The 25,735-nt window shown below is 38.7% G+C and carries 23 protein-coding genes; all 23 read left to right on the plus strand.

All coding sequences use genetic code 11. The features are described from left to right. Nucleotides 1–143 precede the first annotated feature (143 nt). The 23 genes from mfd (at nucleotide 144) to dusB (ending at nucleotide 25,640) form a co-directional block, all read left to right on the plus strand. Nucleotides 144–3,680, plus strand: coding sequence for a transcription-repair coupling factor (mfd, locus tag JNUCC23_RS00310; protein ID WP_403078099.1), 3,537 nt, complete (start codon nucleotides 144–146; stop codon nucleotides 3,678–3,680). A gap of 179 nt (nucleotides 3,681–3,859) precedes the next feature. Continuing rightward, nucleotides 3,860–4,396, plus strand: a complete 537-nt coding sequence (gene spoVT, locus JNUCC23_RS00315; protein WP_062187788.1) for a stage V sporulation protein T — start codon at nucleotides 3,860–3,862, stop codon at nucleotides 4,394–4,396. Nucleotides 4,397–4,752: 356 nt separating this feature from the next. Then, on the plus strand, nucleotides 4,753–6,345 hold the full coding sequence (locus tag JNUCC23_RS00320) for a putative polysaccharide biosynthesis protein (RefSeq protein WP_454213724.1): 1,593 nt from the start codon (nucleotides 4,753–4,755) through the stop codon (nucleotides 6,343–6,345). A gap of 1 nt (nucleotide 6,346) precedes the next feature. After that, nucleotides 6,347–7,816: a bifunctional methyltransferase/pyrophosphohydrolase YabN gene (gene yabN, locus JNUCC23_RS00325; protein ID WP_454213726.1), complete on the plus strand. Its 1,470-nt coding sequence runs from the start codon at nucleotides 6,347–6,349 to the stop codon at nucleotides 7,814–7,816. Between the two features lie 155 nt (nucleotides 7,817–7,971). After that, nucleotides 7,972–8,235, plus strand: a complete 264-nt coding sequence (locus JNUCC23_RS00330; RefSeq protein ID WP_049683512.1) for an RNA-binding S4 domain-containing protein — start codon at nucleotides 7,972–7,974, stop codon at nucleotides 8,233–8,235. 82 nt (nucleotides 8,236–8,317) lie between these two features. Further along, on the plus strand, nucleotides 8,318–8,626 hold the full coding sequence (gene yabP / locus JNUCC23_RS00335; protein ID WP_062187730.1) for a sporulation protein YabP: 309 nt from the start codon (nucleotides 8,318–8,320) through the stop codon (nucleotides 8,624–8,626). Next, the gene (gene yabQ / locus JNUCC23_RS00340) at nucleotides 8,623–9,255 is read left to right on the plus strand and encodes a spore cortex biosynthesis protein YabQ (RefSeq protein ID WP_403078086.1); all 633 of its coding nucleotides are present in this window, start codon (nucleotides 8,623–8,625) and stop codon (nucleotides 9,253–9,255) included. The genes yabP and yabQ overlap by 4 nt, the downstream gene beginning before the upstream one ends. Before the next feature lie 15 nt (nucleotides 9,256–9,270). Then, nucleotides 9,271–9,657, plus strand: a complete 387-nt coding sequence (locus JNUCC23_RS00345) for a septum formation initiator family protein (RefSeq protein ID WP_062187726.1) — start codon at nucleotides 9,271–9,273, stop codon at nucleotides 9,655–9,657. 79 nt (nucleotides 9,658–9,736) lie between these two features. Next, nucleotides 9,737–10,192 carry a S1 domain-containing RNA-binding protein gene (locus tag JNUCC23_RS00350; RefSeq protein WP_062187724.1) on the plus strand — a complete coding sequence of 152 codons (456 nt, stop codon included), beginning with the start codon at nucleotides 9,737–9,739 and terminating at the stop codon, nucleotides 10,190–10,192. 797 nt (nucleotides 10,193–10,989) lie between these two features. After that, a complete protein-coding gene (gene spoIIE, locus JNUCC23_RS00355) occupies nucleotides 10,990–13,461 on the plus strand; it encodes a stage II sporulation protein E (RefSeq protein ID WP_454213729.1) in 2,472 nt (823 codons plus the stop codon). 92 nt (nucleotides 13,462–13,553) lie between these two features. Then, a complete protein-coding gene (locus tag JNUCC23_RS00360; protein ID WP_062187720.1) occupies nucleotides 13,554–14,291 on the plus strand; it encodes a VWA domain-containing protein in 738 nt (245 codons plus the stop codon). Then, a complete protein-coding gene (locus tag JNUCC23_RS00365) occupies nucleotides 14,257–15,243 on the plus strand; it encodes a protein kinase domain-containing protein (protein WP_454213732.1) in 987 nt (328 codons plus the stop codon). The genes JNUCC23_RS00360 and JNUCC23_RS00365 overlap by 35 nt, the downstream gene beginning before the upstream one ends. A gap of 105 nt (nucleotides 15,244–15,348) precedes the next feature. Further along, nucleotides 15,349–16,743, plus strand: a complete 1,395-nt coding sequence (gene tilS / locus JNUCC23_RS00370) for a tRNA lysidine(34) synthetase TilS (protein ID WP_454213734.1) — start codon at nucleotides 15,349–15,351, stop codon at nucleotides 16,741–16,743. 32 nt (nucleotides 16,744–16,775) lie between these two features. Continuing rightward, nucleotides 16,776–17,321: a hypoxanthine phosphoribosyltransferase gene (gene hpt, locus JNUCC23_RS00375; protein WP_403078146.1), complete on the plus strand. Its 546-nt coding sequence runs from the start codon at nucleotides 16,776–16,778 to the stop codon at nucleotides 17,319–17,321. A 110-nt stretch (nucleotides 17,322–17,431) separates the two neighbouring features. After that, entirely contained in the window at nucleotides 17,432–19,480 is a 2,049-nt protein-coding gene (gene ftsH, locus JNUCC23_RS00380; RefSeq protein WP_454213736.1) for an ATP-dependent zinc metalloprotease FtsH, read from the plus strand. Between the two features lie 140 nt (nucleotides 19,481–19,620). Next, the gene (locus JNUCC23_RS00385) at nucleotides 19,621–20,388 is read left to right on the plus strand and encodes a type III pantothenate kinase (RefSeq protein ID WP_454213738.1); all 768 of its coding nucleotides are present in this window, start codon (nucleotides 19,621–19,623) and stop codon (nucleotides 20,386–20,388) included. A 53-nt stretch (nucleotides 20,389–20,441) separates the two neighbouring features. Beyond that, entirely contained in the window at nucleotides 20,442–21,320 is an 879-nt protein-coding gene (gene hslO / locus JNUCC23_RS00390; protein ID WP_403078060.1) for an Hsp33 family molecular chaperone HslO, read from the plus strand. Between the two features lie 202 nt (nucleotides 21,321–21,522). After that, on the plus strand, nucleotides 21,523–22,449 hold the full coding sequence (gene cysK, locus JNUCC23_RS00395; protein ID WP_403078057.1) for a cysteine synthase A: 927 nt from the start codon (nucleotides 21,523–21,525) through the stop codon (nucleotides 22,447–22,449). 279 nt (nucleotides 22,450–22,728) lie between these two features. Continuing rightward, entirely contained in the window at nucleotides 22,729–23,565 is an 837-nt protein-coding gene (folP, locus tag JNUCC23_RS00400) for a dihydropteroate synthase (protein ID WP_403078054.1), read from the plus strand. After that, nucleotides 23,558–23,917: a dihydroneopterin aldolase gene (folB, locus tag JNUCC23_RS00405; RefSeq protein ID WP_454213740.1), complete on the plus strand. Its 360-nt coding sequence runs from the start codon at nucleotides 23,558–23,560 to the stop codon at nucleotides 23,915–23,917. The genes folP and folB overlap by 8 nt, the downstream gene beginning before the upstream one ends. A gap of 1 nt (nucleotide 23,918) precedes the next feature. Further along, nucleotides 23,919–24,446, plus strand: coding sequence for a 2-amino-4-hydroxy-6-hydroxymethyldihydropteridine diphosphokinase (gene folK / locus JNUCC23_RS00410; RefSeq protein ID WP_062187700.1), 528 nt, complete (start codon nucleotides 23,919–23,921; stop codon nucleotides 24,444–24,446). Continuing rightward, entirely contained in the window at nucleotides 24,398–24,613 is a 216-nt protein-coding gene (locus JNUCC23_RS00415; protein WP_062187695.1) for a helix-turn-helix domain-containing protein, read from the plus strand. Before folK ends, JNUCC23_RS00415 begins: the two co-directional genes overlap by 49 nt. Nucleotides 24,614–24,641: 28 nt before the next feature. Continuing rightward, the gene (gene dusB / locus JNUCC23_RS00420) at nucleotides 24,642–25,640 is read left to right on the plus strand and encodes a tRNA dihydrouridine synthase DusB (RefSeq protein WP_454213743.1); all 999 of its coding nucleotides are present in this window, start codon (nucleotides 24,642–24,644) and stop codon (nucleotides 25,638–25,640) included. Nucleotides 25,641–25,735 lie beyond the last annotated feature (95 nt).

Below are 25,735 nucleotides of genomic sequence, written 5' to 3' on the forward strand. Positions count from 1 at the left end.
CATGTTCAAAAAAGAGGATACAAAGAGCTGAGCAGTTCGAGGAACGATTACCTTTCGCGTATGCAGTTAATACGTGAGGATCGGACTTTTTGAATAACCTCTATAAGCACATAAAATAGTCAGAAAAGGGAGGAGAAGGTGATATGAATGGTTTACAAAATTTGTTCTCCAAACATAATGAAGTCCATTCGTTAATTACTGGGATAAATGAAGGATTGAAGGAACAATTAGTTTCTGGATTATCAGGTTCATCCCGCTCGATGTTAATCGCTGCATTATACGAGGAAACTGAAAGACCTTTGCTAGTTGTTACACATAATCTATTGCAGGCTCAGAAGCTTCAGGAGGATTTGGTGAACTTTATTCCAGAAGAGGAGTTGTTTATTTATCCGGCGAATGAATTAATTGCAGCCGAGTTGAGTGTGGCGAGCCCTGAGTTGAGAGCGCAACGTATAGAGGCTTTAAATTATTGGTCACATGCCGAAAAGGGAGTTGTCATCGTCCCGATACCGGGCTTGCGAAAGATGCTGCCATCAAAAGAATTATGGCAGAAGTATCAATTACATTTTTCATTAGGTACAGATGTTGATTTAGCAAGCTTATTACACACTTTCATTTCCATGGGGTATTCCAGGTCAGAAATGGTGTCATCTCCTGGCGAATTTAGCTTGAGAGGCGGGATTATTGATATTTATCCGATAACAGAGCCCAATCCAATTCGGATTGAGTTATTTGATACAGAAATTGATTCAATCCGTACGTTCTCTCTTGAAAATCAACGTTCACTTAATAAACTTGACCATGTAAAGATTGGCCCGGTGACTGAAGGTCTATTGGAGTCTGAACATTATGAAAGAATCATCGAATCACTTGATGGTAAATTAAGCAAAAGTTTAACAAAGATAAAAAATGATAAGGCTAAGGAACAAATGCTGCAAACGATTTCGTACGAGCTAGAGCAGCTAAAAACGGGGAAAAGACCTGAACAAGTCTTTAAATATTTAAGTCTTGCTTATGAAAATCCTACTAGTTTGCTAGATTACATGCCCGGTAATGGGCTGATTATCCTTGATGAAATTAGTCGAATTCAGGAGATTAACGATACGCTTGAAAAAGAGGAAGCGGAATGGTACACAAGTTTGCTCGAAGCGGGAAAAATTGTTCATGATATACAAATCTCGCATAAGCTCCCTGAGCTTTTCGCGCAATCAAAGCAAAAGTTGATTTACTTATCATTGTTTTTGCGTCATATACCGCATACAAACCCACAAAATATTTTGAATTTCACATGTAAGCAAATGCAAAATTTTCATGGACAAATGAATGTTTTTAAAACTGAAATAGAACGTTGGAAAAAAGGAAAATATGCAGTTGTCATTTTAGGCCCTGACAATGAACGGGTAAAAAAGCTAGTAGGTGTTTTGGCAGATTATGATATTGACGCTGCGGAACTTTCTGATTCAAGCAAGATATTACCGGGAAAGGTTCAAATACTTAAAGGCAGTCTGAACACAGGATTTGAATTACCACTTCAAAAATATGCGGTGATTACGGAGCAGGAATTATTTAATAAAAAATCGAAAAAGTCGACAAGACGTCAAAAGCTCTCAAATGCTGAACGGATTAAAAGCTATTCAGAATTGAAAGTGGGAGATTATGTAGTTCATGTTAACCACGGGATAGGAAAATACCTAGGTATCGAGACGCTTTCGATTAATGGCATTCATAAGGATTATTTGCATCTTCGCTATCAAGCTGATGATAAATTATATGTACCAGTAGATCAGATTAATCTAGTTCAGAAATATGTAGGCTCAGAAGGTAAGGAACCGAAGCTCTATAAATTGGGCGGAAGCGATTGGAAGCGAGTAAAAAACAAAGTTCAATCCTCTGTTCAAGATATAGCAGATGATCTTATTAAATTATATGCAGAGCGGGAAGAAGCAAAGGGATATGCCTTCTCTCCAGACGGGGATATGCAACGTGAATTCGAAAGTGCATTTGCCTATAACGAAACCGATGATCAGTTACGTTCCATACATGAGATAAAAATAGACATGGAACGTGAAAGACCGATGGATCGTTTGTTGTGTGGTGATGTGGGATATGGAAAGACAGAAGTGGCGATTCGCGCTGCCTTCAAAGCAATGGCTGATGGAAAACAAGTAGCTTTTCTAGTACCAACGACAATCCTTGCTCAGCAGCACTTTGAAACACTTCGTGAACGATTCCAAGAATATCCGATTAATATTGGGCTATTGAGCCGTTTCCGAACAAGGAAGCAGCAAACTGAAACGATGAAAGGCCTGAAAGCGGGCACGATTGATATCGTTGTCGGAACGCACCGACTGTTATCAAAGGATATTGAATACCGTGATCTCGGCTTACTTATTATTGATGAAGAACAACGCTTTGGTGTTACACATAAAGAGAAAATCAAGAAGCTTAAAACAAATGTAGATGTATTGACATTAACAGCGACGCCTATTCCGCGCACATTGCATATGTCCATGCTTGGTGTTAGGGATTTATCTGTCATTGAAACGCCACCGGAGAACCGTTTTCCAATCCAGACCTATGTGATGGAGTACAACGGCGTTTTAGTTACTGAGGCAATTGAAAGAGAGATGGCAAGAGGGGGACAGGTTTACTTTCTGTATAATCGGGTAGAAGATATAGCTAGAAAAGCAGAAGAAATTTCCATGTTAGTGCCAGATGCCCGAGTCACCTATGCTCATGGCCGTATGACAGAACAAGAATTAGAAGCGGTCATGCTTGGTTTCCTAGAAGGCGAGTACGATGTGTTAGTCAGTACAACGATTATCGAAACTGGTGTTGATATTCCAAATGTGAATACATTAATTGTACATGACGCTGATCGAATGGGTCTTTCTCAGCTTTATCAGCTAAGAGGCCGAGTAGGACGTTCAAATCGGATTGCCTATGCATTTTTTACCTATCGAAAGGACAAGGTCTTGACGGAAGTAGCTGAGAAGCGTCTTCAATCGATTAAAGAGTTTACAGAACTAGGTTCAGGTTTCAAAATTGCCATGCGTGATTTATCAATCCGAGGAGCAGGAAACTTGTTAGGGTCTCAGCAACACGGCTTCATTGATTCTGTTGGATTCGACTTATTCTCGGAAATGCTCAAAGAAGCTGTGGAAGCAAAAAGGAATGATAAACCGGCTGAAGAGAAATCAACACTTGAAATCGATGTGGATGTGGACGCATATATCCCTGATACGTATATTGCTGATGGACATCTAAAGATCGAAATGTATAAACGATTTAGAGGTATCTCTTCCCTAGAGGATTTAGATGAATTGAAAGAAGAAATCGTCGATCGTTTTGGGGACTATCCACCGGAAGTAGCCTATTTATTGTTAATTTCAGAAATCAAAGTGTATGCGAGTCTTGCATCTGTTGAAAGCATTAAGCAATTGAAGCAGGAAATCACAATTTTTATCTCAGAACAAGAAAGCAGTAAAATCGATGGACAAAAAGTATTCCTTTTGAGTTCGAAGTTTGGTCGTGCAGTTGGACTAGGTATGGAAGGGAATCGAATGAAGCTTGTGCTTTATCTAAAAGGTATGGACCATGACAAATGGTTAAGTATGCTATTCGAACTAGTGATGGGTTTACAGCATGTTAATAAAGAAAATCAAACGATGAATCAATAATTAGGAGAAATGGGTAAATCGTCGATAAAGTAATTTTTTAAGGAAATAAAGAAAAATTTTTTCAAAGTGTATAGAACTTTCCATTAGAAAAATACTATATTCAAGGTCGATGATGATTTTGTCTTAAATACGAAGTCATTATTAGGAAATCAATTTTGATGAAAGTGAGGCAACATAAGATGAAAGCAACTGGTATAGTTCGCCGAATTGATGATTTAGGAAGAGTGGTAATCCCGAAAGAAATTCGCAGAACCTTGCGTATTCGTGAAGGAGATCCCTTGGAAATCTTTGTAGACCGAGATGGAGAAGTTATTTTAAAAAAATATTCACCGATTAGTGAACTAGGAGACTTTGCAAAGGAATATGCAGAGGCCTTATTTGATAGCTTGGGTAATCCTGTATTAATTTGTGACCGTGATACATATATCACAGTTGCAGGAGGCTCAAAAAAAGATTATTTAAATAAAAATGTAAGTGATTTTATTGAAAAAACGATGGATGATCGTAATTCAGTGATCAATACAGCAAAATCACAAGTCTCATTTGTCGATTCCAATGATGAAGAAGTTCAATCATATACAGTGGCTCCCATTGTTGCCAATGGAGATCCAATTGGAGCTGTTGTGATCTTCTCTAAAGAAGAAACGGTAGGAGAAGTAGAACATAAAGCGGTAGAAACAGCAGCAAGCTTCTTAGCTAGACAAATGGAACAATAATATAAGCCAGGCATTATACAAATATTAAAAAGGACGGCGTGCTGCTGTCCTTTTTATGTGTCTGGAGACTAAAAAAAGGAACTGACAGTAGAACGGGCCTAACCATAAGTGGGGATGAAAGGCCTCCACTGATAGAAGTGTCACTTTATCCTGGTTTAACAGGCTGTAATAATCCTATCTCAACCTTTGTTGGAGAATTAGGGAAGAATAGGTAGTGATTAAACAGCCTGTAAAACCCCGATTGGTTCAACTAACCATAAGTGGGGATGAAAAGCCCTCACTGATAGAAGTTTCACTTTATGCTATAATACAACCACATATGTGTGGAAGGGGTTCTTTAGATGGTTGGAGGGCCTTTGAAGACAACAAGAGAGCTCGTACGAGGAGCGTTAATATTAAGTATAGCCAGCCTTATCGTGAAGGTATTAAGTGCTGCTTATCGCATTCCATATCAAAATATAGCTGGAGATATAGGTTTTTATATTTATCAGCAAGTGTATCCCTTTTATGGGATTGTTCTAACATTGTCAACTGTGGGGTTTCCTGCGGTCATATCAAAGTTGCTGGCAGAACGTAATGATTCTGAAGAAGGTTTTTCTGCTAACGAAATTCTTATGAGTTCGTTGGTTATACTTGGAGCATTAGGAATAGTAATGTTTGGTGGCTTATTTTTCTTTGCAGATTTAATTGCAGCTGTCATGGGTGATCCACAGTTAACAGGGCTCTTGAAAATCATCGCTTTTTCTTTTTTACTAATGCCTGCTACTTCAGTAATCAGGGGGTATTATCAAGGACAAGGAAATATGATTCCAACTGCCTTATCCCAAGTATTCGAGCAATTCATAAGAGTCGCTACTATCTTGTTGCTTTCATTATTCCTTATTCGACACGGTTCTTCCTTATATGAAGTGGGGGCAGGTGCTGTTTTTGGCTCTGTAACAGGGGGGGGAACAGGTTTATTCATTCTTTTAGGTTTCATTATTTTAAGAAAAGAATGGTTGAACCTGAAAAAGGCACCTTTGGAATTTAGGAATTTCCCATTCATCATGAAAGCTCTAATCTTTCAAGGTTTTTCTTTTTGCATGACAGGGTTAATTCTCGTACTCATTCAGCTTGTCGATTCTCTGCAACTTTATAATCTATTGCGAGAAATTGGCTTAGGTGCTACTGAGGCAAAAGAGTGGAAAGGTGTATACGATCGTGGTCAGCCACTTATCCAGCTTGGAACGGTTATTGCTACGTCTCTATCACTGACAATGATCCCGATCATCTCTTTCGCTATGAAAAAAGGGGATAAGGAGGAGCTGGTAAACAAAATAAGTCTTACATTAAAAGTTAGCGCCTCTGTTGGAGTGGCTGCTTCTAGTGGATTAATTTGCCTGATTAAACCGGTAAATATCATGCTATTCACTGACATGAAAGGGTCTGGTACTCTTGCAATATTAGCCGTCTCCATTTTGTTTACATCGGTTATTATGGCCCAATCGGCAATTTTGCAAAGTATGGGGTATACGTGGGCGCCAGTTGTGGTAGTTGGTTTTGGGCTTGTTTGTAAATGGAGTCTTAACAGACTGCTCGTACCTCATTACTCGATCACAGGAGCGGCTGTTGCAACTGTTCTTAGTTTCGTATTGATGGCGCTACTGCTAGCTATATTTCTACAAACAAAAGTTAGTATGCCTTTGTTTGAAAAAAACAGTGTATATATTATCATAGGAGCAACGGTTACTATGGTTGTGACGTTGATGGTGTATAATCAGCTATTTCAACTTTTCCAGCTTTCAGGCCGATCCATTTCTAGTGTCCAAGCTTTAACTGGTGCAAGCCTCGGAGGAATCCTGTTTATATACAGTATCCTTAAGACCGGGCTATTTACAAAGAATGAGCTTCTTCTTCTTCCGTTAGGAGAAAAGCTTGTTACATATTTACATAAAGAGGAGTATCAATAAAATGGTAAACGATATTGTGATAATAGGCCTTGGTGCAGGTGATTTAGACCAGCTTCCTTATGGCATTTATAAAAAACTTAAAGGAGCATCTTCCTGTTTTGTGCGAACGATGGAACATCCTGTCATAAATGAACTGTTGAATGAAGGTGTTTCATTCATCAGCTTTGATGATGTTTATGAAAAGCATGATACATTTGAAAAGGTCTATGAGGAGATCGCCAAGACATTGCTTAAGCAGGCTTCAGTCGAAGCGGTACTTTATGCTGTGCCAGGCCATCCAATGGTTGCTGAAAAAACGGTACAGATTCTTATTGAAGAGGGACCAAAATGTGGAATATCTGTTAAAATAGAAGGTGGTCAAAGCTTTCTTGATGCGTTGTTTCAATCAGTGAAGATTGACCCAATTGAAGGATTCCAACTTCTTGATGGAACAGCACTCGAGAAAGACGATTTGCATATCAATCAGCATATGATAATTGGACAAGTATATGATCCGTTTATTGCATCGAATGTTAAGCTGACACTTATGGAAAAATTGCCTGATGATCACGATGTTTATCTTGTTACCGCAGCTGGTAGCAAAATGGAATCGGTAAAAAAACTACCTCTTTATGAGCTCGATCATGAAATGGAATTAAGTAATCTGACGAGTGTCTATGTTCCACCTGTCAAAGAAATAAACAAGCAATACCGCGAATTTTCTACTTTTAGGAAAATTATTGCACAATTAAGAGGACCAAATGGTTGTCCGTGGGATATAAAACAAACGCATGAAAGCTTGAAACAGTATTTAATCGAAGAAACGTATGAATTAATTGATGCCATCGACAAACAAGATGAAGATGAAATCATAGCTGAATTAGGAGATGTACTCCTGCAAGTCTTCCTACACGCCCAAATTGGTGAAGACGAGGGGATGTTTACTATTGAAGATGTAATAGAAGGTATCTCTTCAAAAATGATTCGCCGTCATCCACATGTGTTTGGGGATATCGAAGTAAGTGGGGAAGAAGATGTTCTGAGAAATTGGCAGCAAATTAAAAAAGAAGAAAAAGAACAGGCTGGATTTACTCATAAATCATTACTTGACGATGTTGGCAAATCAATTCCTAATTTAATCCGTGCGCATGAATATCAAAAACGAGCAGCAAAAGTAGGCTTTGATTGGAATGAAGTTGCAGAAGCATGGAAAAAGGTTAAAGAAGAAATCATCGAAGTAGAAAACGAAATGGATCAAGGGGATGAGGCTGCTCTAAGAATGGAATTGGGTGATCTATTCTTTGCTCTTGTTAACGTTACCCGTTTTTATGGGATTCAAGCCGAAGAAGCAGTACATGCAGCTAATCAGAAGTTCTATAACCGATTTACATATATTGAAGAGTGTATTCAAAATGAGAGAAAAGAATTTGCTGACTATACGCTTAATGAGCTTGATCAATATTGGGAGGAAGCAAAATCTAAGGGATTATAAGTGTGTGTTCAAAAAGGAGGAGAAAAAGAGCCGAGAAGTTCGAGGAGCGCATCTCGAGAGGACCGGAGAGACAGAGCGACGAAGAAGTTCGAAAGCTGTTTTTACCGGACTTTTTTGAACAACCCCTATAAGTGAAGGAGAGAATTTCTATGTCGATGAGACTTGATAAGTTTATGAAAATATCACGTTTAATAAAGCGCCGTACACTTGCTAAAGAAGTGGCCGATAAAGGGCGCATCAGTATTAATGGTACTCCGGCTAAGGCAAGTTCCAATGTCAAAGAGGGCGATGAGCTAGCTATTCAATTTGGACAAAAGCGGGTTACGGTCCGAATTGAAAAAATACAGGAGTCAACAAAAAAAGAAGAAGCAGCCAATATGTACACAGTCCTAAAGGAAGAGAAACTAGGTGGCGAGTAAAATAATCGGATCGTCAGGCTTGTTCTAATCTTTGTCCAACTCACATAAACATGTACAAAACGTTCTATTGTGAGGGATGAAAATGAGCCAATATTATGAGCCAGTCCAAAACAATCAAAAAGCAACAATTCAAGAACATGACGTCACCATGAGAGGACGCCGTTTGCTAGATATTACTGGAGTAAAGCAAGTAGAAAGCTTTGATAATGAAGAATTTCTTCTTGAAACGAGTATGGGTTTTTTATCAATACGCGGGCAAAACCTACAAATGAAAAATTTAGACGTAGAAAAAGGCATTGTATCTATTAAAGGTAAAATTTTTGATCTTGTCTATTTAGATGAGCACACAGGGGAAAAGGCAAAAGGGTTCTTTGGGAAGCTGTTCAAATGACGCTAACCATTCAATTTTATACCTTACTTGCCATGATTGGAATGGGCAGCTGCTTTGGCGCTGCCCTGGATACGTATAACCGCTTTTTAAAGCGGACAAAGCGAAAATCCTGGTTTGTTTTTCTAAATGATTTTCTTTTTTGGATTGTACAAGGCCTAATCATTTTTTATGTACTATTCTTAATCAATGAAGGGGAGTTTCGTTTCTACCTATTCCTTGCATTACTTTGTGGGTTTTCTGCATATCAAGCGCTTATGAAAAAGAGCTATCATAAAATTCTAGAAGCTTTCATTACGAGTGTTATTGTAACTGCAAAATTTATAAGGCGATCCATTCAACTCTTAGTTTATCAACCGGTAAAATGGTTGGTAACAGGGATTGTATTTTTGATATTTGGTATAGGGAAAATTCTTTTTTCAATTATTAAGTGGATCATTCGTTTAATTTTTATGACTATAAACATAATCTTACGACCTTTTTTCTGGATCTTCCTATTTCTTTGGAATAAGTTGCCGAATGCTGTTACAAAAAACGTCGGTAAGTTTTATAATGAAATTACAGGGATATTTATAAAGATGAAGAAGTTTATAAAAGTAATCGTTACGAAATGGAGAAATAAAACAAAGTGAGGGGTGAATAATAAAGTGGATAGCCTCCGAAAAAAGAAAGTGGCGAAAATTGAATCAGACTATGTCCTACAACGTGAGCAGCAAGAGCATACAAATGTAAAAAAGAGACGCGGATTGATTCGACGCCTCACTTTTTATGGACTATGTGCTGCCATTATTTCAGTGTTGGCCGCTATTACGCTTATTTCCCAAGCAGAGGCCCTAGAAAAAGGGACTACAGAAATGGAGCAGGTTGAGAGTAAGTTAGCTCAATTAAAAAAGGCAGAAAACCTATTAAAAGAGGAAATTATGAGGCTCGAGGATGATGAGTATATAGCGAAATTGGCAAGGAAGGAATACTTTTTATCTGAAAAAGGGGAGATCATTTTTAATCTGCCTGAAAAAGAAGACGATGGTGACTAATATTGACACTGTTTTTTTCCTTTCGTTATAATATAATATGAAGTGATAGTTAACATTTCTAAGGAGGAACATTTTTTTTATGTCAATTGAAGTAGGCAGCAAGTTACAAGGTAAAGTAACAGGGATTACTAATTTTGGTGCGTTTGTAGAATTACCCGAAGGTTCAACAGGGCTTGTTCATATCAGTGAAGTTGCCGATAACTATGTAAAAGATATCAATGATCATCTTAAAGTCGGTGATGCAGTTGAGGTTAAAGTTATCAACGTTGAAAAAGACGGAAAAATTGGCTTATCTATCAAAAAGGCAAAAGATAAACCTGAGGGACAACCGCAATCTTCTTATTCACAACGTCCACGTCAAGGAAGAGGAAATGATAACCGTTCCAAAGACTCCCGCTCAAAAACAAGTTTCCAACCAAAGGAAAATTTTGAGCAAAAAATGACCCGTTTCCTAAAAGATAGCGAAGACCGCTTAACTTCTCTTAAACGTAGTACAGAAACAAAACGTGGAGGCCGAGGAGGAAGACGCGGATAAACTGCTGCCTAAAACAATAGTTTAGCAATTTTTCCTTGAAAAATTTTATATAATATAGTAGGCAGGCTTATCATTAAGCTTGCTTTTTTTGTTGCTCAAGAAACTATACGAATATAATTATCCCGGGTTAGCGGGCTGTATTCCCCCTATTGATGGAAGTTTCACTCTGCGTGAATTACATTTTGTCCGTATCTAGCAAAAGTAGCCCTACCTTTTAGTCGCATTTAACCAACCAGTAAAAGAAAATTTGAAATTAAATGTAAAATCGTCCCGGTTGGTTTCTTAATGAAAAGAATATAACTGGGACGCTTCTGTTTATCTACACTGCTTTTTTCACAAATTGACTAAGACACTTATGTCTATTTGATAGCCCTTGGCTTTACGGATAACCGCATGCTCTAACCAACTAAGCTACGTCGCTGTAATGCCTTAAAGCACAAGCTATATCTTACAATCGGTAAGGGATAATGTGCACTCTAACCAATGATTTTATGTTGGAATAGCTAGTTTTTTGTAGTCAAGGATCAAAGACAATTTTTCTGATTGTCGTTTCATACTATAAATCACAATATTCTCAGTTTTATTTTCAATGAAAGTATAAAAACCTCCCTTTTATTTAAACGAATTTGAATATAAAGCTTAGTTTTTCAGAGAATGGTTTAAAAATCTGTATGTAATTGAATATTCCTATAGAAAATAGTCGAACGTTTTTAATTTAATTTATAAAATTCTGACAAAATATGTGTGATACTCTCTTTATAATAAAAAATACTAATATGAATGGGAGTGTTTCATATATGGAAAAGGTTGAACGAAATGTATTGGAGCCCATTGCCGAGGTGCATCTGCAGGGAGCAAGAGCAGGCGCTATTCATTGGATCACTCATCTTCAGACAAAGTTAATAGATATCTTCATAAAACGTGGAATCGTCTTAGCCTTTATTGGCTTCTTATTAGGACGAGCACTTATATTATCGCAATTATCCCCATTTGGATTAGCCTTCTTCGCCGCTGTATTCTTGATGAGGCGAGATCGTGCCCCGTTGGCATTGGTCGGATTAATTATGGGAGCGTTAACAGTTTCTATTTCAAGCAGCCTTACTCTTTTCTCTAGTACGGTGCTATTTTTACTTTTTCACAAGATGAAGAAGTTAAAACCAGAATCTCAAATCAAGGTCATTTCTTTGTATGTATTTCTTTCGTTAGTCATCGTTGGTTTGTCAAAGCAATATATGATTCACCGTACACTTGTATTATATGATGGCATGATGGTAGGAGTAGAAGCGGGTCTTGCGCTAATTCTTACACTCATATTCATACAATCGATTCCTCTCCTTACAGTTAGGAAAAAATCACAATCTTTAAAGACTGAAGAAATTATCTCGATCATTATATTACTTGCATCAGTTATGACTGGAACAATTGGGTGGTCCATGTACGATCTTTCTGTCGAACATATTTTATCACGCTATCTTGTTCTTTTATTCGGACTAGCAGGTGGGGCAGCTATCGGTTCCACAGTTGGGGTAGTTACTGGCCTGATTTTCAGTTTATCTAGTGTAACAAGCTTATTACAAATGAGCTTGCTTGCTTTTTCGGGCTTGCTTGGTGGACTTTTGCGTGATGGAAAAAAGATAGGTGTTTCAATAGGGTTAGTTATTGCTACCTTACTTATTGGTTTGTACGGGGAGGGATCGAACAATATTACGATCACCTTATATGAAACATTAATTGCTGTGCTCTTGTTTTTTATTACACCAAGTTCCGCAATTGGGAAGATTTCAAAGCATATTCCAGGTACTAATGAACATACGAATGAACAACAGCAGTACATGCGGAAAGTACGAGATGTAACAGCGCAAAGGGTATCACAATTTTCGAATGTATTCGAAGCACTATCCAATAGCTTTGCACAAATGGATGATCGAGGAGAGGGAGAGGAAGATGAAAAGGAACTCGATTACTTCTTAAGCAATGTGACTGAAAGGACGTGCCAGATGTGCTTTAAAAAAGAACAATGCTGGGCAAAGAACTTTGATACAACATATGAGGGGATGCAGGAAATTATGTTTCAATTAAGTGAACATGATGGACAGCTTTCTAAAAAAACTGTGAAAGAGTGGGAAAAGCATTGTATTAACAGTCCAAAAGTTATTGCGACGATTTCTCAAGAGCTTCTTTATTATCAAGCCAATAAAAGATTAAAAAGGCAAGTCCAAGAAAGCCGGAAGTTAGTCGCTGATCAATTAAAGGGTGTATCAGCTGTTATGGAAGATTTTGCAAAGGAAATCCAACGTGAACGAATCAATCATCATCAACAGGAAGAGTCCATTATGGAAGCTATTCAGGATTTCGGATTGCATATCACGAATGTAGAAATTTATAGCCTTGAACAAGGAAATGTCGATATTGAAATGAGTGTTCCGTACTGCCAAGGAAGAGGTGAAAGTGAAAAGCTAATTGCACCCATGCTTTCTGATATTCTAGGTGAAACAGTGATTGTTCACTCAGAGGAATGTGCAACTTTCCCTAACGGACAATGTGAAGTCGTTTTCCGTTCAGCTAAGAAGTACACAGTGGAAACAGGAGTGGCTCATGCAGCAAAAGGAGGAGGCCTAGTCTCGGGAGACAGTTTTACTATGACGGAAATAGGATTTGGCAAATACGCCATAGCTATTAGTGATGGGATGGGAAATGGGGAAAGAGCTCACTTTGAGAGCACGGAAACGTTAAAACTTCTGCAAAAATTCCTCATGTCAGGTATAGAGGAGAGAATCGCAATTAAATCGGTGAATTCCGTCCTTTCTCTTCGAACGACAGATGAAATTTTTTCAACGTTAGATTTAGTTATGATTGATTTGCAAGATGCGCAGGCTAGATTTTTGAAAATTTGTTCAATACCTAGCTTTATAAAGAGGGGGGATAAAGTAATTAAAATTGAAGCAAGTAATTTGCCAATGGGCATTATTCAGGAATTCGATGTGGATGTTGTTTGTGAAGAGCTGAAGGCAGGGGATATCCTTATTATGATGAGCGATGGTATTTTTGAAGGGCCTACTCATGTGGAGAACTTTGAGTTTTGGATTAAAAGAAAATTGAAGGAACTACAAACGGAAGATCCACAGGAAATTTCTGATTTAATTTTAGAAGAGGTAGTTAGAACGAAAGGGGATATTGATGATGATATGACAGTGGTTACAGCGAAGATTATGCATAATACACCGAAATGGGCATCCATTCCTGTTCAAGCTCATCGGAAAAGGGCATGAAGATCGCACAAGAAGAGGAACTGAATTAAAAGTATAATTTTCTATTTTCTTGTCGAAAATGGTAACAGTATTTTTTCGAGAGGAGTATGAACATGAAAACAGGAACGTTGAAGCAAATCTTGTTAATTACTGATGGGTGCTCAAATCAAGGTGAAGATCCTGCTGCAATGGCAGCTTTGGCAAGAGAACAAGGGATTTCGGTTAATGTTATAGGGGTTATGGAAAATGATACAATTAATGAAAAAGGGTTACAGGAAATCGAATCCATTGCGTTATCTGGTGGTGGAATAAGTCAGATTGTGTATTCAAAACAGCTGTCACATACTGTCCAAATGGTAACGAGAAAGGCAATGACGCAAACGATACAAGGACTTGTGAATAAAGAGCTACAGCAAATACTTGGAAAATCCACGTCAATGGAAGACTTACCACCCGATAAACGCGGAGAAGTCATGGAAGTAGTAGATGAACTTGGTGAGACAAGCAAATTGGAAGTACTTATTCTCGTAGATACAAGCGCGAGCATGAAACATAAGCTTCCGACTGTTAAAGATGCGCTTTTGGATTTATCGCTAAGTATGAATGCCAGAATGGGTGATAATAAATTTTCTGTATTCGTATTTCCTGGGAAAAGAAAAGATGTCGAGAAACTATTGGATTGGACGCCGAAGCTTGAGGTGCTTACGAAAATATTTCCGAAACTTACAACTGGCGGAATAACACCGACGGGCCCTGCTATCAACGAAGCACTGGGATATTTTCAAAAAAAACGATCACTAAGGGGATTGTTGTCTCATGATGACGAATCATACTTTGAGGAAACAGTGTAACCTCCTGCCTGGTAGTCTCATAACTGGGAAGTGGAATAAGAACCCATACCAGATTAAAGAGGAGTTGGGATATGGGGCAAATGGAATTGTCTATCTTGCAGAAAGCAATTATGGACAAGTTGCGTTAAAACTAAGTGATGATTATTCGTCGATTAGTTCAGAAATGAATATACTAAAATCCTTTTCCAAGGTCCAGGGACACTCTCTTGGACCTTCTTTTTTTGAAGCAGACGATTTGTTGAAGAATGGAAGGCCACTCCCGTTCTATGTAATGGAATACATAAGAGGAGAAGGATACTTGGCGTTTATTGAGAAGAAAGGGGAATCGTGGATTGGTGTATTAATGCTGCAACTTCTGTCAAGCTTGGATGAACTTCACAAGCAAGGTTGGGCGTTTGGAGATTTGAAACCAGATAATTTGATCGTTACACTCCCTGCTTATAAAATTCGTTGTATCGATGTTGGTGGGACTACATTATTTGGTCGGTCTATCAAAGAGTTCACGGAGTTTTTTGATAGGGGGTATTGGGGAATGGGTTCAAGAAAAGCAGATCCGCAATATGATTTATTTGCAGTGGCGATGATTATCATCAATTCCTTCTATCCAAAACGGTTTTCGAAAAAAGGAGATGGCTATACACAGCTTAATGAGTTGATTAAGCAAAAAAGGGGACTTCACCCATATAGTAAAGTGTTAAATGGTGCAATGAGAGGTCAATATCACTCAGCAGATGAAATGCGAAATGATTTATTGAACGTATTAAACAAGGAGCACGAACATAAGAAAACTCAAACGAATTCAACATCCCAAGGTAAGAAAAATAACAAAGGCACTAGTCAAACACGCACAATGAGAAAAAGGAAGAAAAGAAGAGGCGTTCTCGAGACACTTATCTTAGCTATTTTTGTATCGATATTGTATGTTCTGTATGTATATAATCAGTTCCTATGATATAGTAAAAAAATTAAGGAATTGTTAATTTTACGAAGAGTTATGCTATCTAACGCGTACAATTTAGAGATAGGATAAAACAAGTTTATAAAGAGGGAAGATAGGATGTTTGCACAAAAAGTATTGTCTGAGATAAAACGGTATCAATTAATCCCACAAAAATCCCGACTACTTGTAGGTGTTTCTGGTGGACCTGATTCACTAGTTCTTCTGCACTTTCTTTGTTCATTAAGAGAAAGATTGGAGCTAGAACTCGTTGTTGCACACGTCGATCATATGTTCCGGGGAGAAGAATCATATGTGGATTATCAGTTTGTAGAGAAAACTTGTCAGGAATGGAATATTCCATTTGAGGGAAAAAGAATAAATGTACCTGCTTATATGGAACAGACAGGTGACAGTTCGCAATTAGCAGCAAGAAATCTTCGTTATGCTTTTTTTGAAGAGGTAATGAAGAAGTATCAACTGTCCATCTTAGCACTTGGTCATCACGGTGACGATCAAATTGAAACGATGCTTATGAGGCTGACGAGAGGAGCGTCAGGAATGGCGCGAGCAGGCATTGCCGTCAAGCGCCCCTTTCTAAACGGAGAGATTATTAGACCTTTCCTTGTTGTGACAAAGGAGGAAATCAATGCATATGCCAATCGCTATGAATTGACTCCTCGAATGGATCCAAGTAATGAACATAATGATTACGTGAGGAACCGATTTCGACATGATGTATTACCGGCCTTGAAACGGGAAAATCCAAAAGTACATGAGCATTTTCAAAGGTTTAGTGAAGAATTAGCTGAGGACGAACAACTTTTGCAACAAATGACAAATCGCTATATGGAAAAGATTTGGCTTAGTAAAACGAAGAGTGAGTCTTCAATTGATTTGAATCAGCTACTTATGATACCAAAACCTTTACAAAGAAGAGCGATTCAACTAATATTAAACTATCTTTATATAAAGAGACCATCATCACTTTCAGCAGTACATATTGACCAGCTTTCTGCTTTGTTTTTTAATCCCCATCCTTCAGCAGAATTACATCTTCCGGAAGGGCTTATTTGTGAGAAATCTTATGAAACGTGTACGTTTCGATTTCAACAAAAAGAAAGCTCTGATTATTCCGTTACCATCACGATTCCTGGAGAGACCTTTCTACCGAATGGATTTAAAATTAAAGCACAGTATTTAGAAGAAATTTCTGGCCAAGCTGGAAACCATTCTTTTTACCTGCCTATCCACAAAACAACACTGCCACTCATCGCCCGTAACCGAAGAAATGGTGATAATATGGTTATCAAGGGCAAAGGCAATCATACAAAAAAGCTAAAGGATATTTTTATTAATGAAAAAATCCCGATGCAAATGAGGCGGAACTGGCCAGTACTAACTGATCAATCAGGGGTGATTGTTTGGATTCCTGGTCTGAAAAAGTCCAATCTGGAGTTTGTTGATACGTATGATGAACAATCTTTTATTTATTTAGAATATCATAAAGCTTAAATCTTCTTGGGGGGCAATCAATTACAATGACCATGCAAAACGACATTGAAAAGGTGTTAATCACTGAGGAAGAACTACAGGATAAAATTAAAGAGCTAGCATCGCAGTTGGAGCACGAGTATAAAGATAAGTTTCCTTTAGCTGTTGGAGTTTTAAAAGGTGCAATGCCATTTATGAGTGACCTATTAAAACGTATCGATGCACATTTAGAAATGGATTTTATGGATGTTTCCAGCTATGGAAATTCCACAGTATCTTCAGGTGAAGTAAAAATTATTAAGGATTTGGATGCATCTGTAGAGGGGCGTGATATTTTAATTATCGAAGATATCATTGACAGCGGCCTAACGCTTAGCTATCTTGCAGAACTTTTCCGTTATCGAAAAGCAAAATCAATAAGTATCGTAACATTGTTAGATAAGCCTACTGGAAGAAAGGCTGACATAACACCTGATTATACTGGTTTTATCGTACCAGATGAATTTGTGGTTGGATATGGCCTAGATTACGCGGAAAGATATCGCAACCTTCCGTATATCGGCATTCTTAAACCAGCAATTTACGAAAAAGGTGAATGATTTAATATACGATTTTCTTTAAATCACGTAGCGATGTTAAATAATTGTAACTCCATTATTTTCTATGATACTATTTACTATAGTTGTTTACCAGTGGGAGGAGGTAAGGGATGAATCGGATCTTCCGTAATACAATATTTTATTTACTCATCTTTTTAGTCATCATTGGAATTGTTAGTATTTTTAATACGAATAATGAGCCGACTAAAGAAATATCTCAAGACCAATTTTATAGTCAATTGGAAAAAGGGCAATTAAAATCATTCGAAATCCAGCCTGTACGCAATGTTTATGAAATCAGAGGAGATTACAAAAAAGGCACGGATAAATTCTTTACCTATGTAACAAATAGTGAGGTTACGCAAACTCGTATATACGATCTTGCGGAAGAAAAGGGAGTTGCTATTAAAACAATTCCTGCACAGCAAACAAGCGGATGGGTGACATTCTTCACGTCTATTATACCTTTCGTGATCATCTTTATTTTATTCTTTTTCTTGCTTAATCAGGCACAAGGCGGCGGCGGTCGTGTTATGAACTTTGGGAAAAGCAAAGCGAAGTTGTATAATGATGACAAGAAAAAGGTACGTTTCAATGATGTAGCGGGTGCGGATGAAGAAAAGCAAGAACTTGTTGAAGTAGTTGAATTCTTGAAAGACCCTCGGAAATTTGTTGAGCTAGGTGCACGTATTCCTAAAGGTGTCTTACTTGTAGGACCACCGGGAACAGGTAAAACTTTGCTTGCGAGAGCAGTTGCGGGAGAAGCAGGAGTTCCTTTCTTTTCAATTAGCGGTTCTGACTTTGTTGAGATGTTCGTCGGTGTCGGCGCGTCTCGTGTTCGTGACTTGTTTGAGAATGCGAAGAAGAACTCTCCATGTATCATCTTCATTGATGAAATTGATGCGGTTGGACGTCAGCGTGGTGCGGGTCTAGGTGGCGGTCATGATGAGCGTGAGCAAACACTTAATCAGTTACTTGTTGAAATGGATGGTTTCGGTGGAAATGAAGGAATCATCATTATAGCAGCAACAAACCGTGCAGATATTCTGGACCCTGCATTATTGCGTCCAGGTCGTTTTGATCGCCAAATTACGGTGGGGCGTCCAGATGTTAAAGGGCGTGAAGCGGTATTGCAAGTTCATGCACGCAACAAGCCTTTGGCAGAAAGTGTTGACTTAAAAGCAATCGCTCAACGTACTCCAGGTTTCTCCGGAGCCGATTTAGAAAACTTATTAAACGAAGCTGCTCTTGTAGCGGCCCGTCAAGATAAGAAGAAAATCGACATGTCCGATCTTGATGAAGCGTCTGATCGGGTTATTGCAGGGCCGGCCAAGAAAAACCGTGTTATCTCCAAGAAAGAACGTAATATCGTCGCTTGGCATGAAGCGGGCCATACAATCATTGGGTTGGTTCTAGACGATGCTGAAACAGTCCATAAAGTAACGATTGTTCCGCGTGGGCAAGCTGGTGGTTATGCGGTTATGCTTCCTAAGGAAGATCGATTCTTTATGACAAAACCGGAGCTTCTTGATAAAATTGTTGGACTTTTAGGTGGGCGTGTAGCTGAAGAAGTTGTTTTCGGTGAAGTTAGCACAGGCGCTCATAATGACTTTCAAAGGGCTACTGCCATTGCACGCAGTATGGTAACTGAATATGGGATGAGTGATAAACTTGGACCACTTCAGTTTGGGCAGTCTCAAGGAGGTCAAGTTTTCTTAGGGCGTGATTTCAATAATGAGCAGAATTATTCAGATGCGATTGCCTATGAAATTGATCTGGAAATTCAACGAATTATTAAAGAGTCTTACCAAAAAGCGAAAAGTATCATCACGGAAAAACGTGATAAATTAGATCTTATTGCAAAAACGTTATTGGAAATCGAAACATTGGATGCTGGACAAATCAAAGGTCTTTATGACCATGGCAAATTGCCGGAACGTGATTATACAGCTCTTAACGGTCGATTGGGCAATGATGGTGACCTGAAAGTTACCATCAATAAGAAAGAAGAGAAGGAAGCGTTGCTTAAGCCTTTGGATGAAAGAAATCCAGAGAGCCTAGAAGTAACGAACGATTCTCTTCGAGATACACCAATCGAGGAGAAGCATTCTGATGATGTACCTAATTCATTTCCTAGCGAAGAAGATCAGAAGAAATAAACATGTAAAAGGTATTTCCTTCCGAGGAAATACCTTTTCCTATTCCGGGAGAAAATAGACATGGAAAGTCCGCCTGTTAGCGTCTAAACCGAGCATTATGTTATGATGTTTGAGAATAATTTGCCGGAGTGGTGAGATCGATGATTATTGTTTTGGATGTCGGTAATACGAATATCATGTTAGGGGTATATGAAAGAAGTGAGTTAAAATTTCATTGGCGTATTGAGACGAACCGCCATAAAACAGAAGACGAATATGGCATGACGATTAAGTCACTATTAGAACACGAACAGATTTGCTTTGAAGATTTCGATGGGATTATTATTTCATCTGTTGTTCCACCTATTATGTTTGCTCTTGAAAATATGTGCGAGAAATATTTCGGTATTCAACCAATTATTGTTGGACCAGGAGTTAAAACGGGTTTGAATATTAAGTATGACAATCCAAGAGAGGTAGGGGCTGACCGAATCGTTAATGCTGTGGCGGGTATTCATGAATATGAATGCCCATTGATTATTGTGGACTTTGGTACAGCTACGACGTATTGCTACATTGATGAGCATAAACAATATATGGGGGGAGCGATAGCCCCGGGGATTGGTATTTCAACGGAAGCTCTATATTCAAGAGCAGCTAAATTACCTAGGATTGAGATTGTGCGTCCGGATGAAATTATTGGAAAAAATACAATAACAGCTATGCAGGCTGGAATATTGTATGGGTTTGTTGGGCAGGTAGAGGGGATTGTCTCTAGGATGAAGGCCCAAAGCAAGTTTCCGCCTAAAGTGATTGCGACAGGAGGATTAGCGCAATTAGTTGCCAATGAATCCACAATTATTGACGTCGTCGATCCCTTTTTAACATTAAAAGGTTTACAATTTATCTATAAGAAAAATCAAGGATAATCCTTTTTAGCAGACGGTAAGTTTTAAATTTACCAAATAGGAGGCGTATGGAGATGGAAGATTATTTAGTAAAAGCTCTAGCTTATAATGGCCAAGTTCGTGCCTATGCAGTTTCAACGACAAAAACAGTAGGAGAAGCACAGCGGCGTCATTATACATGGCCAACTGCATCTGCTGCACTTGGTCGTTCAATGTCAGCGGGTCTAATGTTAGGGGCCATGCTTAAAGGAGAAGAAAAACTAACCATTAAGGTTGAGGGTGGCGGTCCACTCGGGGTTATTTTAGTTGATGCGAATGCCAAAGGCGAAGTGAGAGGATATGTAGCGAATCCTCAGACCCATTTTGATCTCAATGATCATGGGAAGCTTGATGTAAGGAGAGCGGTAGGGACGGACGGAATGCTTTCAGTTGTAAAAGATATTGGACTCCGTGATTACTTTACAGGCCAAGTACCGCTAGTGTCTGGTGAACTTGGAGAGGACTTCACATATTATCTTGTAACATCTGAACAGGTCCCTTCTTCAGTTGGAGTGGGTGTCTTAGTTAATCCTGATAATACGATTCTTGCTGCTGGTGGTTTTATTATTCAGCTTATGCCGGGAGTAGAAGATGAAACGATAACTGCGATTGAAGAACGATTAAGAACAATCACACCTATTTCGAAAATGATTCAACAGGGGTTAACACCAGAGCAAATTCTTGATGAAGTATTAGGTGAAGGAAATGTCAGGTTACTTGAAAAAATGCCTGTTCAATTTAAATGCCAATGCTCCCGCGAACGAATTTCCAATACGTTAGTTAGTTTAGGTAAAGATGAGATTCAGGATATGATCGTTACAGATGGTAAGGCTGAGGCTCAATGTCATTTCTGTAATGAGACCTATCTTTTCTCGAAGGAAGATCTTGAATCATTAATTGAGGAGTTAAAGTAAAAGAGAGAGTAGGGAGGATTCCAATAGAAGCCCATTTTCATTTAGGTCGAATGTACTAGCGGATGGGGAATTCTGGTGGTATTTTGCTTACAACTAGGTTTGATTAATAGGCAGAATAGTTCAAATAGATTGACAGTTATGCGCTATCGGTGTATGATTTATATTAAACCAATGAAATTACTAGGTATTAGGAGTGTGGATAATGACACATATTGTAAATTCTGTCGCTGAATTAATCGGCCAAACGCCAATTGTAAAATTAAATCAACTACAAGATGAGAATAGTGCGGACATATATGTAAAACTTGAATATATGAACCCGGGAAGCAGTGTAAAAGATCGCATTGCTTTAGCTATGATTGAATCAGCGGAAAAAAGCGGTAAACTAAAAAGTGGTGATACCATTATTGAGCCTACAAGTGGTAACACAGGTATCGGTTTAGCAATGGTAGCATCAGCAAAAGGATATAAAGCGATACTTGTCATGCCTGAAACAATGAGTATAGAGCGTCGCTCCCTGTTACGTGCATATGGGGCGGAATTAGTGTTAACGCCTGGTCCTGATGGGATGAAAGGGGCAATTGCAAAAGCGAATGAGCTTGCAAAGGAAAATGGCTACTACGTCCCACAACAATTTGAAAATGAAGCAAACCCTGAAGTGCATCGCAACACGACTGGTCCTGAAATTGTAGAAGCATTTGGAGAAGAAAAACTGGATGCCTTTATTTCTGGTATTGGTACTGGAGGGACTATCTCTGGTGCAGGTGAAGTCTTGCGAGAGAAATACTCAGATATTAAAATCTATGCAGTTGAGCCTACGGATTCAGCTGTTTTATCAGGCGGTAAACCTGGTCCGCACAAAATCCAAGGAATTGGTGCAGGATTTGTTCCGGAAACTTTAAATACTGAAATTTATGATGATGTGATTACTGTTAGCACAGAAGAAGCGTTTGAATCTGCACGCCGTGTTGCACAAGAGGAAGGAATCCTAGGTGGAATCTCTTCGGGCGCAGCTATTTTCGCCGCGATGCAAGTGGCGAAGAAATTAGGTAAAGGTAAAAAGGTCTTAGCCATTCTTCCGGATAATGGGGAACGTTATCTAAGTACACCTTTATATCACTTTGATTAAGGTTTAATTAAAAAAAGATGTCTATAAGGGTCTGACCTCACATTCTATATACAGTTTATTTAAACTGTATATAGAATGTGAGGTCAGACCCTTTTTTCTATGGGACAGTCTTTGGGATAAGGTAAGTGAATAGAAGTGGTAGCAGATGAGTGTTATCACACTGATGCGGGTTTCTGTTACCTGGGCTTGTGGCGTATATTATCGACCATTCTTAAATACGAAGACGTCTTATGGTACACTCGTTATATAAGGATTTTATTAGAATGAGGGGACCGATACATGCCATTAGTAAATAGTAAATATAGTCCGTATTCGTTGGACTTTAGTAGAAAAACAGTAATTATGGGAATTTTAAATGTCACACCAGATTCATTCTCTGATGGGGGACGTTATAATCGTATTGATCATGCTCTAAAGCATGCTGAGCAAATGGTTAAGGATGGAGCAGACATTATAGATATTGGTGGAGAGTCGACCCGCCCTAACTATGATAAAATTTCAGATGAAGAAGAAATTGAACGGGTCGTGCCTATTATTGAAGCAATTACACGGAATATTGAAGTGACGATGTCGATCGATACGTATAAGTCTGCTGTGGCAAGGGAATCGTTGGCAGCAGGTGCGCACATTCTCAATGATATTTGGGGAGCGAAGGCGGATTCTGACATGGCTAAGGTAGCTGCAGAGTTTCAAGTGCCGATTATATTAATGCATAACCGTGAGAAGATTGATTATCAACTTTTTATGCGTGATGCCTTCAATGATCTATACGAAAGTATTATGCTTGTGAAAAATGCAGGGGTCTTAGATGAAAATATCATTCTTGATCCTGGAATTGGCTTTGCTAAAGATGTTTCTTTGAATTTGGAAATGATGAGAAATCTAGATAAGCTCGTTGCGTTAGGGTATCCAGTACTATTGGCTACTTCCAAGAAGTCCATGATTGGAAATGTACTTGACTTACCTCCTAATGAGCGGATGGAAGGAACTGCTGCTACAATTTGTTTTGGGATTCAGCAAGGGTGCCAAATGATCCGGGTACACGATGTGAAGGAAATGGCACGTGTAGCAAAGATGATGGATGCCCTGATGGGAAAGGGAGAATACAGTGGATAAAATTTTTCTAAATAATATGCAGTTTTACGGCTATCATGGTGTGTTTTTGGAAGAGACACGTCTAGGACAGCGCTTTTATGTAGACTTGGTTGTAGAAGCTGATTTAGCTGCAGCAGGTATAAGTGATGAGCTAGAGGATTCTATTAACTATGGTGAGTTATATGAAGTGTGTAAGGAAATAGTGGAAGGGAAACCATTTAAATTAGTAGAAGCTGTTGCTGAAAAGATAACGTCAGAACTGCTTTCACGCTTTTCTAAGGTGCAAACATGTACGGTAAAGGTGTATAAACCCGATCCGCCAATCCCTGGACACTATCAATCTGTGGCGGTTGAGATTAAAAGGGGAAGATAACATGGAAAATTATTCGTTTTTATCAATTGGCTCTAATGTGGGGGATCGTTCGGAATATATAAAAGAAGCCATTCGACTATTACATGAAGAAAAAGAAGTAAAAGTTTTACAAACATCTTCATTGTATGAAACTGCACCCATTGGATATATAGATCAGCCACAGTTTTTAAATGCGGTTATACTAGTCAATACTGGATTAAGTGCAGTTGAGTTACTAAATGTTTGCCAGGAAATCGAGCGGAAATTAGGAAGGAAAAGGGAAATTCGTTGGGGACCTAGAACGTTGGACCTTGACATTTTATTATATAATCATGAAAATATTGAGACAGAGAGACTTTCTGTACCGCATCCTCGGATGGTGGGAAGGGCGTTTGTGCTCGTTCCGTTATTAGAGATAAATCCAACTATCATGCTACCTACTACAGATACACCTTTAAACGATATTCTTGAGAAATTAGAGGATAAAGAAGGAGTCCAACTATGGAAGCAGAAAAGTGGGGAAGGCGCATACGCGCTTTTCGAAAATTAAAAGGTTTCACTCAAGAAGGTTTCGCGAAGGAAATTGGTATTTCTGTATCTCTTCTTGGCGAAATTGAAAGAGGTAATCGTTTTGCCTCAGATGAATTATTACTTAAGTTGTCAGAAGCACTGGGAATAACAGTAGAGGAACTTCAGCCAATTGAAGATAAAGAATAAATTGAACAACAATGAAGGAGGTAAAAGTGTGTTAAAGATTGGAAATGTTGAAATGAATAACCAGGTCGTTCTTGCGCCAATGGCTGGTGTTTGTAACTCTGCTTTTAGATTGACGGTAAAAGAGTTTGGAGCAGGTCTTGTTTGTGCGGAAATGGTAAGTGACAAGGCGATAAATTTAAAAAATGAAAAAACGATGAATATGCTTTATATAGATGAAAGAGAGAACCCACTTAGCTTGCAAATCTTTGGTGGTGAAAAGGAATCATTAGTTCAAGCAGCGAAATTCGTTGATAAGAATACGAATGCTGATATTATCGACATCAACATGGGATGTCCTGTTTCGAAGATTATCAGATGCGAAGCGGGTGCTAGATGGTTGTTAGATCCAAATAAAATTTATGATATGGTATCAGCGGTAGTAGATGCAGTGGACAAACCGGTAACTGTAAAAATGCGTATAGGTTGGGATGATGAGCATATCTTCGCTGTTAAGAATGCACAAGCTGTTGAACGTGCAGGTGGCAGTGCTGTAGCCATTCATGGTAGGACGCGTGTTCAAATGTACGAAGGAAAGGCCAACTGGGATATCATTCGTGAAGTAAAAAATTCCGTAAATATTCCTATTATTGGTAATGGCGATGTTGAAACACCTCAAGATGCAAAAAGAATGCTTGAAGAAACTGGAGTAGATGGTGTCATGATTGGGAGAGCTGCACTAGGTAACCCATGGATGATTTATCGCACAGTGAAATATCTTGAGACAGGTCAATTGATGGATGAACCTGGAGTGCGTGAGAAGATGGATGTATGCGTCCTTCATATGGATCGTCTAATTGCCTTGAAGAACGAAAATATTGCTGTTCGAGAAATGCGTAAGCATGCTGCGTGGTATTTAAAAGGGGTCCCCGGCAATGCGAAGGCAAGAAAAGGAATAAATGAATGTAATACAAGAGAAGACGTTGTCACACTTCTATACGATATGGTGGAAGAAATTGAAGCGAAAGAGCCAACAATTCAAATGGCTTAATAATTTGACATTACTTCCCTGTTTACCTATAATACGCTTAAAATAACTGCCAGAGATAACTGGCAGTTTTTATATGGATGTTTTTAAGGGAAAAG

This window comes from Peribacillus sp. JNUCC 23, assembly GCF_053653995.1.

Excerpts from the sequence above, each read along its gene's own strand:
- mfd (WP_403078099.1), top strand. The coding sequence starts at position 144 with ATGAATGGTTTACAAAATTTGTTCTCCAAACATAATGAAGTCCATTCG.
- spoVT (WP_062187788.1), top strand. The coding sequence starts at position 3,860 with ATGAAAGCAACTGGTATAGTTCGCCGAATTGATGATTTAGGAAGAGTG.
- yabN (WP_454213726.1), top strand. The coding sequence starts at position 6,347 with ATGGTAAACGATATTGTGATAATAGGCCTTGGTGCAGGTGATTTAGAC.
- JNUCC23_RS00330 (WP_049683512.1), top strand. The coding sequence starts at position 7,972 with ATGAGACTTGATAAGTTTATGAAAATATCACGTTTAATAAAGCGCCGT.
- yabP (WP_062187730.1), top strand. The coding sequence starts at position 8,318 with ATGAGCCAATATTATGAGCCAGTCCAAAACAATCAAAAAGCAACAATT.
- yabQ (WP_403078086.1), top strand. The coding sequence starts at position 8,623 with ATGACGCTAACCATTCAATTTTATACCTTACTTGCCATGATTGGAATG.
- JNUCC23_RS00350 (WP_062187724.1), top strand. The coding sequence starts at position 9,737 with ATGTCAATTGAAGTAGGCAGCAAGTTACAAGGTAAAGTAACAGGGATT.
- spoIIE (WP_454213729.1), top strand. The coding sequence starts at position 10,990 with ATGGAAAAGGTTGAACGAAATGTATTGGAGCCCATTGCCGAGGTGCAT.
- JNUCC23_RS00360 (WP_062187720.1), top strand. The coding sequence starts at position 13,554 with ATGAAAACAGGAACGTTGAAGCAAATCTTGTTAATTACTGATGGGTGC.
- JNUCC23_RS00365 (WP_454213732.1), top strand. The coding sequence starts at position 14,257 with ATGATGACGAATCATACTTTGAGGAAACAGTGTAACCTCCTGCCTGGT.
- tilS (WP_454213734.1), top strand. The coding sequence starts at position 15,349 with ATGTTTGCACAAAAAGTATTGTCTGAGATAAAACGGTATCAATTAATC.
- hpt (WP_403078146.1), top strand. The coding sequence starts at position 16,776 with ATGCAAAACGACATTGAAAAGGTGTTAATCACTGAGGAAGAACTACAG.
- ftsH (WP_454213736.1), top strand. The coding sequence starts at position 17,432 with ATGAATCGGATCTTCCGTAATACAATATTTTATTTACTCATCTTTTTA.
- JNUCC23_RS00385 (WP_454213738.1), top strand. The coding sequence starts at position 19,621 with ATGATTATTGTTTTGGATGTCGGTAATACGAATATCATGTTAGGGGTA.
- hslO (WP_403078060.1), top strand. The coding sequence starts at position 20,442 with ATGGAAGATTATTTAGTAAAAGCTCTAGCTTATAATGGCCAAGTTCGT.
- cysK (WP_403078057.1), top strand. The coding sequence starts at position 21,523 with ATGACACATATTGTAAATTCTGTCGCTGAATTAATCGGCCAAACGCCA.
- folP (WP_403078054.1), top strand. The coding sequence starts at position 22,729 with ATGCCATTAGTAAATAGTAAATATAGTCCGTATTCGTTGGACTTTAGT.
- folK (WP_062187700.1), top strand. The coding sequence starts at position 23,919 with ATGGAAAATTATTCGTTTTTATCAATTGGCTCTAATGTGGGGGATCGT.
- JNUCC23_RS00415 (WP_062187695.1), top strand. The coding sequence starts at position 24,398 with ATGGAAGCAGAAAAGTGGGGAAGGCGCATACGCGCTTTTCGAAAATTA.